This is a genomic window from Allokutzneria sp. A3M-2-11 16 (assembly GCF_024213555.1).
Lineage (GTDB): Bacteria > Actinomycetota > Actinomycetes > Mycobacteriales > Pseudonocardiaceae > Allokutzneria.
On sequence record NZ_JANAVO010000001.1, the window covers coordinates 1972745 to 1987658 of the forward strand.

The window sequence follows — 14914 nt, forward strand, 5'->3', positions numbered from 1 at the left end:
CGTCACTCCTATGGCTTACCTCTCTCACCTTGGAGCATTCGTGAAGAAGTCTCGTCGGGGAATGCGGATCGCGCTGCTCGGAGCCGGACTGGCCGTCGTCGCCCCGCTGCTGTGCGCGACCACCGCGTCGGCGACCGACTACGCGCCGACCTGTGTCACCTGGAAGACCGACTACTGGAAGTCGCGCATCGAGGTGACCAACAACTGCAGCACCACCCAGCGCGTCAAGCTGGTGATCAAGTTCGCGGGGGACGGGGACTGCAAGGTCTACGCGCCCGGCCAGCGCCACGACCACTACAGCATCAGCTCGCGCGTCGACCGTCTTGAGCGCTGCTGATCCAGCTCACGCCGCCGAAGCGCCGAGCGCCGCTCCGACCAGCACCAGCCGGAGCGTCCGCTCGGTCGCGTCGGTGATCAGCTCGGCCGCGCGGTCCATCGCCTCCGGCAGGAGCACCGGCGCGTCGAGGATGCCGGTGAACGCGTCGATGCCGATGTCGTAGTTCGTCCGCGCGCCCGCGCCGATGGTGCCCGCGAGGGCGATCACGGGCTTGCCGTGGCGCTTCGCCCGGCGGGCCACCTCGGCGGGGACCTTGCCGCGCACGGTCTGCGAGTCGATGGCGCCCTCGGCGGTGATCACCAGGTCCGCGGTGGCCAACCGGGCGTCGAGGTCGGAGTGCGCGAGCACCACCTCGAAGCGCGGGAGCAGCTTCGCGCCCAGTGCCGCCAGGCCCGCGCCGAGCCCGCCGGAGGCCCCGCCGCCCGCGACCGTGCGCAGGTCGACGCCGAAGGTCTCCAGCAACGCGGCACCCCAGCGCTCCATCGCCCACGCCAGCGCTTCGACCTGCTCGCCGGTCGCGCCCTTCTGCGGGCCGAACACCCGCGCGACCCCGCGCGGTCCGGTGAGCACGTTGTGCGGGTTGCACGCGAGGACGACCTCGGCTTCGCGCAGACGTCCGTCCACTTCGGACGGATCGATCTCGGCCAGCTTCTCCAGCTTCGCCCCGCCCGGCCCCAGTTCGTCACCGCTGGCGTCGAGCAGTCGCACGCCGAGGGCCTGGAGCGCTCCGGCGCCGCCGTCGCAGGTGCCGGAGTCGCCGCAGCCGACGATGATCCGCTCACAGCCGTGGTCCAGCGCGGCGATGATCAGCTCGCCGACCCCGCGCGTCGTCGTCGCTCCTGGATCACGCAGATCGCTTGGTACCAGGCGTAATCCTGCCGCAGCGGCCATCTCGACGACCGCAGTTCGCGGACCCGGGCCGCCGAGCAGCGCGAAGTGCGCGTCGACCGGCTCGCCGACCGGGCCCGTCACGCGCGCCGGGATCAGGCTGCCACCCGTCGCCGCGGCCAGGGCGCGGGCCGAGCCCTCCCCGCCGTCGACCAGCGGAACCTGGTCGACCACGGCGCCGGGGACGACCCGGCGGATGCCCGCGGTGATCGCGGCGGCGACGGCGTCCGCCTCCAGGCACTCCTTGAACCCGCTGGGGGCGACCACGAATCGGTTCGGGACGGGCATTGTTCCTCCACAGTGGACGGTCAGCGGAGCGGGAGGCCGAGGTGCGGCCAGACTCCGGTGGCGAAGGCGAGCACGAGCAGGGCGGTGAGCGGGCCGAGGAACACCGCGAGCCGCACGAGGTCGGCAGTGCGGTAGCCCTCGAACATCGCGGTCGCCTTGGCCGAGGACGGCAGGGTGTGGCAGAAGCCCGCGGCAGCCGTCGAGGCGAAAGCCACCGCGGCGGGGTTGAGGCCCACCGCAGTTGCGGCGGGGATGAGCAGCGGGATCAGCACGGAGGACCGCGCAGACCTCGACTGCACGAGCAGGTGTGCCGCGGTGCTGACCGCGACGGCGACGACGAGCAGCGCGTTGGGGGAGACGCCGGTGAGCAGGCGTTCGGCCAGCCACTTCGCGGCGCCGGAGTTGCTCAGCCCGGTGCCGAGCGCGGTCACCGACGCCATGAAAACCAGCAACGGCCACGGAACTTCGGTCAGCGCCTTGTTCAGCGAGACAGTGCCGAACTTCGGCGCGGTCACGATGAGGGCGGCGAGCACCGCGACGATCGTGGCCGGGGCCCCGGCCGCCCAGGCGACGCCGACCGCCAGCATCAACACGGCGCACCGGCGCTCCGCGGAGGAGAACTTCGAGGTGGGCAGCTCCAACGCCAAGCCCTGTCGCCGATCCGCTCGGCTGGTGAACAGGAACAACACGAGCTCGGTCGCGGAGTGCGAACTGACCAGGGCGAAGGGCAGGCCGAGCAGCATCCAGTGCGCGAAGCCGATCTCGTGCCCGCTGGTGTTCGCGAGGAGCTGGCTGGTGATCAGGTGCGCGCCCGCGCCGGGGAGCGAGGCGATCGCTGACAACAGGATCACCGTGGGGAAGAGGATCGCGAGGGCACGCACCACACGCGGTCGATCGGCGAGGGCGCTGGCGAGCGCGAGGAATACCGGCAGTGCCAACGCGGCCCGGCCGGAGGTCGACGGGATGACGAACGCGCTGGCCAGAAGGGCGGCGGTGGTCAGGTGCGCCAGACCGCGGACGCTGCGCGCCCGGGAGGCCATGGCGGTCGCCACCCGCGTCGGCAATCCGGTCGCCGCGACACCCGCCGCCAGCACGAACGCCGCGACCAGCAGCCAGATCGTGTCGTCGCCGAGGGTGGCGAACAACTCCTGTTGGCTCACCACGCCGATCGCGACGAGGGCGACGGCTGCAGCGAGTCCGATGTAGGTGTCGTCGATCTTCGTCAGGGTCCAGCCCGCGATCGCGACCGCGAAGACCCCGAGGGTGACGCGGCCGGGAACGGACAGGCCCGGGGCGTGCTCGACGAGCAGGAAGGCCACGGTGCCGAGGCAGAGCACGCCCGTCAGCAGGCGCAACACCGGAGCTTTCGTCACCGTGGTGTGCATGGGGACCACGGTCGTGCCCGGTGGTGAGGCATCCGTGACGACTTGATGAAACTGCTTTCACGTAACCGGCTCGTTCAACGCACCCCCAGGGACGTTGAACGAGCCGGTCGGGGGAATCAGCCCACGCGGGCGTTGGCGTGCAACGCGATCGCGTCGTGCGCGGCGACGTCGGCGCGGAACCAGCCGCCACCGTCCACTGTGTACACAGGCCCGGAGCACTTGCCGCCGGAGAAGTCACCGTGGATCACGTCGCAGTACTTGCCAGCGGGCAGCGGGGTGCGGAAGGACCGGCCGGTGACGGCGGAGCCCTCGTCGTTGAGCACGAGGTAGCCCTTGTCGCCGCGACCGAAGCTGATCAGGTCGTTCCCGTTGTCCCACCAGCTGTTCACGTTGGTGCCGCGCACCGCGTTGCGGAAGCCGATCATGTTGCCGATCACCTGCCACCGGTGCTCGCAGCGCCAGCCGTCGGCGAAGCACGTCGAGTTCTTGGTGCGGCCCTCGGCGTCGCTCGGCGGACCCTGGTCGGTGTTGCCGAACTCGTAGGAGCTCATCACCTGCGGGGTGCCGTACGGCCAGGCCAGCAGGAAGGCGTTGGCCAGCGCGTAGCGACCGCCGTCCTTGTGCGTCAGCACCGGGTGTCCGCGCTGCGTGTCGTGGTTGTCGGTGAACACCACGGCCTTGTCGCTCGGCAGCGAGGCGCCGAAGGTGCGCAGGTAGGAGAGCTTCTCGTGGTTGAAGATCCGCGCGATGTCGTAGCCGTACGCGAAGACCTTCACGTCGCCGTTGGGCAGGTACTCGTCCGGCACGATCGGCTCACCGGCGGCGAAGGTGGTCTCCTGGAAGAGGTAGGCCGGGCGGGAGAGCTTCGCCCTGATCGCGCCGATGTCGGCGGTCGGCATGTGCTTGGCCGCGTCGATGCGGAACCCGTCGACCCCGAGGGACAGCAGGTCGTTGAGGTAGCCCGCGATGCGGTTGCGCACCGGCTCGCTCTCGGTCTTCAGGTCCGCGAGGTTCACCAGCTCGCAGTTCTGCACCTCGAAGCGGTCGAAGTAGTTCTTGATGTCGTCGTTGCCGTTGCGGCCGCAGTGGTGGAAGTCCTGGTCGGCGTAGATGCCGGGGTAGGAGTAGTGGTCGTAGCGGCTGCCCGCCCACCCGGTGCCGGGCACGTCCTGCCCCGCCATGTGGTTGATCACCGTGTCGACGTAGACCTTCACGCCCGCCGACTTGCAGGCGGTGACCATCGCGGCGAACGCGGCCCGGTCACCCCGGCGGCTGTCGATCTTGTAGCTGACCGGCTGGTAGTCCTGCCACCACGGGCTGCCCAGGTCCTTGCGCACGATGTGCTCCTGCGGCGGGGACACGTGCACCCCGCCGACACCGCGCGGACCCAGAAATTCTTTGCACTCCTTGGCCACGGACGGCCAGTTCCACTGGAACAGCCGGACTATCACGTCCTTGCCGCCGGGCGGGGCGGCCGATGCCGTGACCGGCGCTAACAGGGTGGCCACAAGCAGGGAAGAAGCGGCCAGAACGAGCTTTCGCATCGGGACCTCGCAGCACTGGGAGGGGGCGATGCGCTCGATCATGCAGGGGTTGGCGACTCCAGGACAGGGTCCGCAAATATTTTCAATGATTAGCGGCCCATGCGGTAGCCCATCCCGCGCACCGTGTCGATCCGTTCGGCCCCGACCTTCTTCCGCAGCGCCCGCACGTACACGTCCACCACGTTCGATCCCGGGTCGAAGTCGTAACCCCACACGTGCGACAGGATCTGCTCGCGCGCCAGCACCTGGCCAGGGTGCCGGAGGAACAGCTCCAGCAGCGCGAACTCCCGCGCGGTCAGGTCGACCACCTGGCCGGGCAGCTGGGCGCGCCGGGTCCGCAGGTCCAGCGACAGGTCCTCGTGCCGCAGCACCGTCACCTCCGGCGCCCGCTCCGGACCGCGCAGCCGCAGCCGGACCCGCGCCAGCAGCTCCTCGAAGCGGAACGGCTTGGTCATGTAGTCGTCCGCGCCGCCCTCAAGGCCCGCCACCGTGTCGTGCACCGAGTCCCGCGCGGTCAGGATGATCACCGGCACGGTCACCTTCGCCTCGCGCAGCGAGCGCAGCACGGAGAACCCGTCCCGGTCCGGCAGGCCGAGGTCGAGCACCACCAGGTCGAAGCCGCCGGTCACCGCGTAGTCGACCGCGGTCTCCCCGTCACCGACCACGGTGGTGCTGAACCCGTTGGCGCGCAGGCCCTTCTCCACGAACGACGCGATGCGCTGCTCGTCCTCGACGATCAGGATGCGGCTCACTGTTCTTCCTCCGTCGCGGGCAGGTCGATGCCGAAGGTCGCGCCCCGCCCGGGTTCGGAGACCACCTTCGCCACGCCGTGGTGCGCCTCGGCGATGGCCAGCACGATCGCCAGCCCGAGGCCCGCGCCGGTGCGGTCGCGCCTGCCGGTGTCCGCCCTGCCGAAGCGCTGGAAGATCTTCTCGTGCTCCTCCGGCCGCACCCCGGGCCCGGAATCGGCCACCCAGAAGGACACCCGCCCGTCGATCAGCGCCGAGCCGATGCGGATCTCCGAGCCCGGCTCGGTGTGCTGCACGGCGTTCTGCGCGAGCTGCACGACGGCCTGCGTGACGCGCTGTTCGTCCAGCCGCACGGTGCCCTCGCCCATCGCCTCCAACACCCACCTGCGGTCGCCGAGCGCGCGGACCTTGGCGTCGATGTCGCTGGTCAGCTCGTGCAGCGACACCTCGTGCCGGTTCACGAAGTCCGGCCGCTCCGCCTTGGCCAGCAGCAGCAGGTCGCCGACGATGCGGTTCATCCGGTCCAGCTCGTCGGTGCACAGCCGCACCACCTCGGCGCGCTCCGCCGGATCGTCGCCCATCAGCTCCAGGTGTCCCTGGACGATCGTGATCGGCGTCCGCAGCTCGTGCCCGGCGTCGTCGAGGAAGCTGCGCTGCGTGGCGAAAGCCTGGTCGAGGCGGTCCAGCATCGCGTTGAACTGCTCGGCCAGCGCGGCGATGTCGTCCTTGCCGTGCACCGGGATGCGGCGGGAGAGGTCGTGCTCGGTGATCTCCGCGGCGGCCTGCCGCACGGTCCGCACCGGCGCCAGGACGCGACCGGCGACCACCCACGCCACCCCGGCCGCCAGCACCAGGCCGAAACCGCTGACCAGCAACAGGATGCGCACGGTGGACAGCGCGGCGGCGCGCATCCCGCCGACGAAGTACGCGGTGACGAAGTAGGACGGCGCGATCCCCTCGCCGGTGAGGCGGGACTTCGCCCAGCGGATCGTCCCGCCCGCGGTGTCGATGTCGCCGTAGCCCGCGGGCGCGTCGATGATCCGGCGGAACAGCGCCTCGTCGGAGCGCATGTCGTAGGCGGGATTGCCCTCGACCCGGATGGTCATCCGGTCCGGCTGCACCACGACCCCGGCGTGCACCTCGTTGTTCTCCGGGTACTGCGTGGACAGGTGCGCGGCGAGCAGCCTGGTCGGATCGGTGATCGGCTCCCCGGTGCGCGGGTCCCGGCCCGCCGAGACGAAGTCGGCGAACTCGCGGACCTCCTGCTCCAGGCCGCGGTTGACCCGGTTGTCCACGTCGGTGAGCGAGAGCCGCCAGACCATCAGCACCACGGCGGCCAGCACCAGGACCATCAGGCCGAGCAGCCAGCCCATGATCCGGACCCGCGCGGGGATGCGGCCCGGTCTACTCATCAGTCGCAGTCGTCGTCATAGAGGTCGTCGTCCGGGTCGTTGCTGTCGTCGTCATCGTCGTGCAGGTCGTCGAGGTCGTCCGGGTCATCATCGTCGGCGCAGAGCACCGGGGCGATCGGCGCGCCGGGCTGCTGGACGTGGTTCACGAGGCCGGGGATGGTCATCAACGGCGCGTCGCCGGAGATCTGCGGCGGGGCGGCCTGCCCGGCGAAGGCGTACACCCCGGCGGTGACGCCGATCACTCCGGCGGCGATCAAGGACACGATGCCGGTTCGGCTTCCTGAGGTCATGGCGACCACTCTGGGCTCCGACTTCGAAGCCTCCGTGAGTCCCGGATGAGGATCTCCTCATCTGCGCCGGGTGAGTTTCGTCGCTGCCCGAACGCCGGTGCGGTGGGTTACCGTCCCGCCTGTGAGCAGCGTCGCCACGGAACCCCGCCCTGACCTCGACGTCCTGCGCTCGGTGGAGCGGCGGGTGTTGTGGCTGGCCACCTCGATCGTGCACCACGCCAACCACGTCCGCGGGGACGCCTCCGGCCTCAAGGTCGGTGGTCACCAGGCGTCGTCGGCGTCGATGGTCTCGCTGATGACCGCGCTCTGGTTCGGCTCGCTGACCAGCGAGGACCGCGTCAGCGTGAAGCCGCACGCCTCGCCGGTGCTGCACGCCGTCAACTACCTGCTCGGCGACCTGGACGCCTCGTACCTGCCGCGCCTGCGCGAGCTGGGCGGCTTGCAGTCCTACCCGTCGCGCACCAAGGACCCGGACACCGTCGACTTCTCCACCGGCTCAGTGGGCATCGGCGCGACCGCGACCATCTGGGCGGCGCTGGCCCGCCGGTACTGCGACGCGCACTTCGGCGGCGGCCGTTCGACCAGCCCGCGCGGCCGGATGATCGCCCTGGTCGGCGACGCGGAGCTGGACGAGGGCGCGGTCTGGGAGGCCGTGCACGACCCGCAGGTCGCCCAGCTCGGCGAGCTGCTGTGGGTGGTCGACCTGAACCGCCAGTCGCTGGACCGCGTCATCCCCGGCATCGCCTACGACCGGATGTCCGGGATGTTCGCAGCGGCCGGGTGGGAGGTCCTGACCTGCAAGTACGGTCCGCTGCTGACGTCGCTGTTCGAGTCGGACGGCGGCGAGCTGCTGCGCGCCCGGATCGACGGCATGCCCAACGCCGAGTACCAGCGGATGCTGCGCACCAGCGGCGGCGAGCTGCGCGCCCGCCTCGTCGGTGAGCGCCCCGATCCCGCCTTCACCCGTCTTCTGTCCACTGTGGACGATGCGGGGCTGACCGCCGCGCTGCGCGATCTCGGCGGGCACGACCTCGGCGGCCTGATGAACACCTTCGCCGGAGCCGACACGACCCGGCCGACCGTCGTCTTCGCCTACACGGTGAAGGGCCGCGGCCTGCCCGTCGAGGGGCACCCGGCCAACCACTCCGCGCTGCTCAAGCCGGACCAGTACGCCTCGCTCGCTTCTTCGCTGGGCACGTCGGTCGACGACCCGTGGCGCCTGTTCGACGTGGGCAGCCCTGAGGCCGGACTGCTGTCCGCCGTGGCTTCCCGGCTGAAGCGCCCGGAGGTCCGCGCGGTCAGCCCGCTCTCCGTGCCCGCCGAGGTCTCCCCGGCGCACAAGGGCACCTCGTCCAGCCAGGCCGCGTTCGGCCGCGTGCTGATGGACCTGCGGCGCAAGGCCCCCGAGGTGGCCGGGCGGGTCGTGACGATCTCCCCGGACGTGGCCTCCTCGACCAACCTCGCGGCTTGGCTGAACAAGGTCGGCGTGTTCGCCATCAATGGCACTGCCGGCGTGCCGAAGAACTGGTTCTCCGACGATCCGGAGACCCGCATCCACTGGGACGAGGCCGCGGTCGGCCAGCACGTGGAGCTGGGCATCGCCGAGGTGAACCTGGTCGGCGCGCTCGGCGAGTTCGGCGCGACGTGGAGTCGGTGGGGCGAGTCGCTGATCCCGATCGGCACGATCTACGACCCGTTCGTCAACCGCGCCCTGGAGCCGTGGACCTTCGGCATCTACGCGGGCGGTCAGTCGATCCTGCTCGGCACCCCGTCCGGCGTGACCCTGGCCCCGGAGGGCGGCGCGCACCAGAGCATCACCACGCCGTCGGTCGGGTTGGAGCACCCGGGTGTGATCGCTTACGAGCCCGCGTTCGCCGCCGACCTGGAGTGGACGCTGCTGCACGCGATGAGCTTCGTCGGCAGGCCCGGCGGGTGCTCGGCGTACTTCCGGCTGTCCACGCGCCCGGTCGACCAGTCGCTCGCCGCGGTGCCCACGTCGGCCTCGGAGCGGGAACAGCGCCGCCTGCACGCGGTCGCTGGCGGCTACCGCCTGGTGTCCCCGGCTTCGCCGGACGTGGTGATCGCGGCGATGGGCGCGATGGTGCCGGAGGCGCTCGCGGCCGCTTCGGCTTTGTCTTCGGAGGGCGTCTCGGCGGCGGTCGTCGTTGTCACGAGCGCTGACCTGTTGTTCCGGGCCACGCGGTCCCGTTCGGGTCTGTCGACCGGTGGGCCTTCCTCGCTGGTCGACGAGTCGATCCTGGATGCGCTGTTCGCGGAGGACGTGCCCCTGGTGACGGTGCTCGACGGGCACCCGCACACGCTCGCCTTCCTCGGCACGGTGCGCGGGGTCCCGACGACCACGCTCGGCGTCACCGATTTCGGGCAGTCGTCCTCGCTCGGCGACGCCCACCGGCTGCACGGGATCGACGCCTCCGCGATCCGCGCGGCGGCCCACGACCTGGTCGACTGACCGGGCTTCAACGACCTGTGGACAACTCCGCATTCCTGTGGATAACTCCGCGCACCTGTGGGCACGAAGTGAGAAAATGAGTGTTAGGGGGTCCCCGGCGCGAAGGGGACCCCGGTGTTCGCATGTCGGGCCGGGCGGGACTGCGGGGCTCTGAACTGGGGTTATGTCGGAGAGTGAGATTTGTTCGCCGGGATGCGTCGGCGTGACCCGGCTCGGGGTGCCGCTCGTCGCCGCTGAGGGGCCGTTCGGCGACAGCCTGTTGATAAGTTCCCCAGATATCCACGCCTCGACGGGCGGTCGGTGACCGAGATCGTTGATCTTCCCCACCTCCGGTTGCGGGTCCTGCCGCACCGGGATAGCCGCGGAGCGGAACCCCACCGGAGGGCGGAGCGCTAGGCTCGGCGGGTGCGGGAACCCACGTCGAGAACCATCGGGGCCTTCGCCCTCTGGACCAGTTCCGACCTGCCGGGGTTCGGCGACCAGCTCATCAGTCGGCTCACCGAACGCGAACTGCTGCGCAGGCTGCCCGGCTGGCGGGCCACCTGGTACGCGCCGCTCGGCTGGACCCGGCCGATCCCCGAGGACGGGGGCTACGTCGCGGCCCCGCTCGGCGACCACGGCTCGGAGCGGATCGAGCAGATCGCCGCGTCCGCCGACGCCTCGGTGCTCACCCCGACCTTCCCGCTCGGCGCGGCCCGCGCGGACTGGCTCTACCCGGACGGGGCGGCCCACTCCTACTTCGCCGAGGGCCTGGACCCGGAGGCGGAGCGGACCCACCCGCTGATCAGCAGCTGCGTGCGGATCGCCGACGAACCGCCGGTGGAGCTGGTCACCGCCCTCGCCCGGCAGCCGTACCTCACGGTGCGCGACCGCCGCTCCTGCGACCGCCTCGCCGCGGCCGGGCTCTCCGGCGACATCCCGGTGGTGCCGCACCCGGCGCTGCTGCTCGACGGCCTGGTCGACGCGGAGGCCCTGCGGACGCGCACCCAGCACCTGCGCCAGCTCGGCGTGCTGCCCGAGGACGGCAGCGTCGTCGTCGTGCAGAGCACGGAGCTGCCGCTGGACGCCGTGCGGGACTTCCTCGCCGCGGACCACGTCGTCGAGATGCCGGGCGGGCTCGTGCTGGAGGACCGCCTCGCCGTCCTCCAGGCCGCGAGCGCCGTGATCGCCACCGACGAGCACGTGGCCGCCGCCTGCGCCGCGCTCGGCACGCCGTGGGCGCTGTACGACCCGACCGGCGAAGAGCGCTGGCCCGCACTGGAGTTCGGTTCGCCGAAGCAGATCGTCGAGCGGGCGGATCGGATCACCGACGCGATCAGCGCGGGCCTGCGCTTCTCCGCGTCTTCCGAGCACGCCAAGCGCGCGGTCGCCACGCACTTCGACCGCGTCGCCGCCGCCATCGAGCAGGCGTTCGCCGCGCGCGGCGGTGATCTGACCCGACGCCTCGCCGACCTCGCCGAGGAGAACAACGCGCTGCGGCACGCCCAGTGGCGGCTGCGGGACCGGATGCTCGTGGAGCGCCAGAAGCTGGCCGACACGCTCGGAGAGGCGTGGCGCGAGGTCGCCGCCGCGAAGGCCGACGCCGAACGCGCCCGCAACGAACTCGCCATGGCACAGACCCAGTTCCGCGAGCTGCGCAACGAGATCGACCGGCTCGCGCTGGACAGCCGGGAGCTGGACGCGTTGCGCAACACCAAGCTGCTGCGCTGGTCGCAGCCGGTGCGCGAGGTCTACGGAAAGATCAAAGGCTCGTGACCCCCCGGCTCACCTTCGTCCTCGTCTCCTACGGCAGGCGCGATCTGGTCGTCACGTGCCTCAAGACGCTCGCCGAGCACACGCCCGCGCCCTACGACGTGATCGTGGTGGACAGCGCTTCTCCTGATGGCACGGGGGAATGGCTGGAGCAGAATCTGTCCGACGCCACGGTCCTTCGCATGGAGAAAAACCTGGGCTTCGGGGCAGGGTGCAACCTCGGCGTGCAGCACGCGCGCACCGAGCTGGTCTGTTTCCTCAACGCCGACGTCGAGGTGCGCGACGGCTGGCTGGACCCTCTTCTGTCCTTTTTGGACGATCATTCTGAGGTGGGCGCGGTCGCTCCGGTCATGCTCAACTCGGACGGCTCGGTCCAGGAGTCCGGCAGCCTCATCGGCGGCGACGGCTGGTGCCGCGCCTGGGAGGACGCCTCGTTCCCGCGCGAGGTGGACTACGCGTCGGCGGCCTGCCTCATCGTGCGCCGCAAGGCTTTCCACCAGGCAGGCGGCTTCTCCCCGGAATACGAGATCGCGTACTTCGAGGACGTCGACCTCCAGTTGGCGCTGCGTCAGCGCGGGTGGCAGACCTGGGTCATCCCCCAGTCCACAGTGGAGCACGCGCGGCACGGCAGCAGCTCCTCGGAGCGCGCCACCGAGCTGATGCGGCTCAACCACGGGGTTTTCCAGCGCCGTTGGGCCGATGAGCTGGCCAAACGCCCGGCCGTCACCTCGCTGGACGAGTGGCCGCACCGCGCGCTCTGGCTCCGCGACCGCAATGCGCCCTACCGCGTGCTGCTCATCGACGACCGTGTCCCGCAAGCGGACCGTGGTCGCGGGGACCCGCGCACGGCCGCGGTGGTGGACTCGTGGATCGAGGCGCACCCCAACGCCCGCGTCACGTTCTTCGCGGTCTCGGCGGAGCGGCTCGAGGAGTACGCGCCGCGTTGGCAGGCCAAGGGCGTCGAGGTCGTGCACGGCGTCACCGACCTCGAAGCCTGGTCGCGGTCCCGCGCGGGGCTCTACGACGTGATCGTGGCGTTCCGCCCGCACAACTACGCGAACTACGGCGTGCCGATCGCGCGCAGTCAGCCGCAGGCGATCCGCGTCTACGACTCCGAGGCCCTGTTCCACCGCCGCCCCGAGCAGCACTTCGAGCACTCGGTCGACTCGGCCGAGCGCCGCCACCACGCCATCGAGGCGGCGCGGCTGCGCGAGGAGGAGCAGAGCGCCTTCCGCTGGGCCGACGTCGCGGTGTGCGTGAGCGAGGAGGAGGCGGAGTGGGCGCGCCGGGTCGCTCCGGAGACGCCCGCGCACGTCGCCTGCTACCCGATCGTCACGCCCGACGAGGTGCCCGGGGTCGAGGGGCGCGAAGGGATCGTGTTCTTCGGCGGCTTCGACAACACCCCGCGCACGCCCAACGAGTTCGCGGTGCTGGAGTTGGCCAACGAGGTGCTGCCGGGCCTGCGCGAGCGGCACCCCGGGCTGACGCTGCGCGTGGTCGGCGCGGACCCCTCGCCGAACGTGCTGGCCCTGCACGGTGGGCTGAACGAGGTCGTCGGCCGGGTGCCCGATCCGCGGCCGTGGCTCAGCGCCGCGCGGCTGCACGTGGTGCCGATGCGGTTCGGCGCCGGAGTGAAGATCAAGTTCGTCGACTCGATGTCTGCGGGGCTGCCGTTCGTCACCACGCCGGTGGGGGCGGAGGGCCTGCACCTCGGTGCGTACGCGCGCCATCTGGTTGGCGAATCACCCGCGGAAATGGTGGAGCTGTGCGACCGCATGCTCCGCGACGACGCGTTGTGGTCGGATGTGCAGCAGGAAATGCTGCGGATCTGCCGGGAACACTTTTCCGCCGACGGATTCCGCCGCAGTATGGCGAAAGTTCTTCTCGATTGCGGAATCGCCTGAGGCGGCCCCGCCCGCGCGGTGCGGGCGGGACCGCGAACCTCGGAACTCAGCCGGTCGGGCCGATGACCGGCGAGATCGTCGGGGGCTCGGCGAGCCCCGCGGTGTAGGGCAGGCGGATCACGTCGATGTTCTCCGACGGCAGCGTGAAGGACACCTCGTCGGTCGGCGTGACCGGCGCGCCGTTCTTCGGGATGTCCAGGATGAGCGTCGCGGTCTCGGTGCCCCTGACCTCGATGTCCTTCGCCCGGTCGGCGTCCTTGACCTTGGGGGTCACCGGGATCGGCTTCCCGTCCTTGTAGAAGGTCAGCTCGCCGGGAAGGCCCTTGAGGAGGCAGTGCGCCCCGTCCTTGGCCTCGAACTCGACGACCAGCTGCCGGAAGAGCGGGTCCTGGCCCTGCTGGCCGTCCCCCGTGGTCACGTTCAGCTCGGACGCGGTGCACGGCGTGACGCCTCCGGCGTGGGCGACACCGGTGGTGGCGACGGCGAGGCCACCGAAAGCGACAGCGGCTGCGGTGATTCCACGGACAACGGTGTTGCGATTCATGCCGAATCTCTCCTCGTGCTGGCGGCGAATGTCTCCCTCTCGGTTCTACCCGGCATATGCGCTGGTTAGGCTCGCGAAAGCCTATTTGATGAATTCTCGAAAACAACCCAACCGCATGCTCACCCCGGGCGTCTGAGTCGCCCTGTTCGCGTATTTCAGGATTCGGGTCAGGCCGAGGTGGTAGGCGAACCACCTGCGGAAATGGTAGATGTATGCGTCCGCATGCTCCGTGTGGACGGAGTCGTCCTGGAAGGTAACTCCGCGAATGGCCACCATCCGCCGTCGAGCCGCCTTCGGGCTCGCCGCTGCCGCCATGCTCGGCCCCACCGTCGCTTCGGCCTCGGCCGAACCGGCCGAACCCGTTGAGGCGCCCGAGGACGTGACTCCGCCGACCGCGATCCGGGCCCGCGCCAGGATCGCCTCGGTCTACCGCAGGGAGACGCGCCGGGCGCGCGGCACCTGGTCGGCGTTCGTCAGCATCGTCGACCCGGACGGCCGGGTGATCTCCGCCGTCGAGGACAACCCGGACGCCGTCGTCGAGGCGCAGAGCGTCAACAAGATCGCCGTCGCGGTGGCCGTGCTGGACAAGGTCGACCGCGGGCTGATCAAGCTGGACCAGAAGGTCACGCTCACGCCGGAGATCATCATCAAGGACGGCGACGGGATCTTCCGGCTGCACAAGGTCTACGGCGACCAGATCACCGTCGGCGCGGTCCTCAGCGCGCTGCTGCTGGTCTCCGACGACACCGCGGTCCGGCTGTGCGGGCTGGTCTGCCTGGCCCTGGAGCTCAACGAGATCCTGCGCGCCAAGGGTTTCGTGCACACCCAGGTCACCCCGGTGGCCAACCCGAACCGGTTCTTCCTCGGCAAGACCACCGCGCGGGAGACGCACTCGCTGCTGGACCAGCTCGTCGCCGGGAAGCTCGTGTCGGCGTCCTCCACCACGTTCATCCTGGACGTGCTGCGGTCCAAGGACGGCTACATCGACGGCATCCGCAGGAACATGTCCACCGCCGAGCGCGAGAGCATCGCCACCAAGGCCGGTTGGTACAACTCCGACCGGCACGAGGCGGGCGTGATCTTCGACAGCGCCGCCAAGCCGATGCTGACCTACGCGGTGTTCGCGGGCGGCGCGTTCACCGGCGACGCGGCGACCAACGACGCGAACTTCGGCGGCACGCACCCGGCGCTCGAAGCCCGCGCCCGCCTGGGCCGCGCCATGCTCGACGCGGTCTCCAAGCTGCACAGCGGTTCCGCGCGCAGCTACCGCATGCGTGCCTACCGCCCGGTCAACGGCGGCTGATCACTCCACTCCCAGCGTGGGTTGGGCAGTCTTCAAGTCCCGCGCACC

Annotated in this window: 12 protein-coding genes; 5 read left to right on the forward strand and 7 right to left on the reverse strand. The window is 70.7% G+C overall.

Annotated features, from left to right (window positions below; genetic code table 11):
* The first annotated feature begins 40 nt into the window (after positions 1 to 40).
* Positions 41 to 337, forward strand: a complete 297-nt coding sequence (locus tag NLX83_RS09860) for a hypothetical protein (RefSeq protein ID WP_254234520.1) — start codon at positions 41 to 43, stop codon at positions 335 to 337.
* A gap of 6 nt (positions 338 to 343) precedes the next feature.
* Here NLX83_RS09860 and NLX83_RS09865 read toward each other — a convergent pair whose 3' ends face one another.
* From NLX83_RS09865 to NLX83_RS09890, 6 genes are all read right to left on the reverse strand, one after another.
* The gene (locus NLX83_RS09865) at positions 344 to 1513 is read right to left on the reverse strand and encodes a glycerate kinase family protein (protein WP_254234521.1); all 1170 of its coding nucleotides are present in this window, start codon (positions 1511 to 1513) and stop codon (positions 344 to 346) included.
* A gap of 20 nt (positions 1514 to 1533) precedes the next feature.
* Positions 1534 to 2898, reverse strand: a complete 1365-nt coding sequence (locus NLX83_RS09870) for an SLC13 family permease (RefSeq protein WP_254234522.1) — start codon at positions 2896 to 2898, stop codon at positions 1534 to 1536.
* Between the two features lie 116 nt (positions 2899 to 3014).
* On the reverse strand, positions 3015 to 4442 hold the full coding sequence (locus tag NLX83_RS09875; RefSeq protein ID WP_254234523.1) for an alpha-amylase: 1428 nt from the start codon (positions 4440 to 4442) through the stop codon (positions 3015 to 3017).
* An 89-nt stretch (positions 4443 to 4531) separates the two neighbouring features.
* A complete protein-coding gene (locus tag NLX83_RS09880) occupies positions 4532 to 5194 on the reverse strand; it encodes a response regulator transcription factor (protein WP_254234524.1) in 663 nt (220 codons plus the stop codon).
* Positions 5191 to 6603 carry a sensor histidine kinase gene (locus NLX83_RS09885; RefSeq protein WP_254234525.1) on the reverse strand — a complete coding sequence of 471 codons (1413 nt, stop codon included), beginning with the start codon at positions 6601 to 6603 and terminating at the stop codon, positions 5191 to 5193. The genes NLX83_RS09880 and NLX83_RS09885 overlap by 4 nt, the downstream gene beginning before the upstream one ends.
* Positions 6603 to 6893, reverse strand: coding sequence for a hypothetical protein (locus NLX83_RS09890; RefSeq protein WP_254234526.1), 291 nt, complete (start codon positions 6891 to 6893; stop codon positions 6603 to 6605). Before NLX83_RS09890 ends, NLX83_RS09885 begins: the two co-directional genes overlap by 1 nt.
* Before the next feature lie 121 nt (positions 6894 to 7014).
* Between NLX83_RS09890 and NLX83_RS09895 the strand changes: the two genes are divergently transcribed.
* The 3 genes from NLX83_RS09895 to NLX83_RS09905 all read left to right on the forward strand — a co-directional run bounded on the left by NLX83_RS09895 (position 7015) and on the right by NLX83_RS09905 (position 13019).
* Positions 7015 to 9363 (forward strand): transketolase-like TK C-terminal-containing protein, encoded by a 2349-nt coding sequence (locus NLX83_RS09895; protein ID WP_254234527.1) that lies wholly within the window; start codon positions 7015 to 7017, stop codon positions 9361 to 9363.
* Between the two features lie 405 nt (positions 9364 to 9768).
* Positions 9769 to 11118 (forward strand): polysaccharide pyruvyl transferase family protein, encoded by a 1350-nt coding sequence (locus tag NLX83_RS09900; protein WP_254234528.1) that lies wholly within the window; start codon positions 9769 to 9771, stop codon positions 11116 to 11118.
* Positions 11115 to 13019 carry a glycosyltransferase gene (locus NLX83_RS09905; RefSeq protein ID WP_254234529.1) on the forward strand — a complete coding sequence of 635 codons (1905 nt, stop codon included), beginning with the start codon at positions 11115 to 11117 and terminating at the stop codon, positions 13017 to 13019. Before NLX83_RS09900 ends, NLX83_RS09905 begins: the two co-directional genes overlap by 4 nt.
* 46 nt (positions 13020 to 13065) lie before the next feature.
* Here NLX83_RS09905 and NLX83_RS09910 read toward each other — a convergent pair whose 3' ends face one another.
* Complete coding sequence (locus NLX83_RS09910; RefSeq protein WP_254234530.1) at positions 13066 to 13563, reverse strand: hypothetical protein; 498 nt, start codon at positions 13561 to 13563, stop codon at positions 13066 to 13068.
* A 265-nt stretch (positions 13564 to 13828) separates the two neighbouring features.
* Here NLX83_RS09910 and NLX83_RS09915 point away from each other — a divergent pair, with 265 nt between their 5' ends.
* Positions 13829 to 14866 carry a serine hydrolase gene (locus NLX83_RS09915; RefSeq protein WP_254234531.1) on the forward strand — a complete coding sequence of 346 codons (1038 nt, stop codon included), beginning with the start codon at positions 13829 to 13831 and terminating at the stop codon, positions 14864 to 14866.
* Positions 14867 to 14914 lie beyond the last annotated feature (48 nt).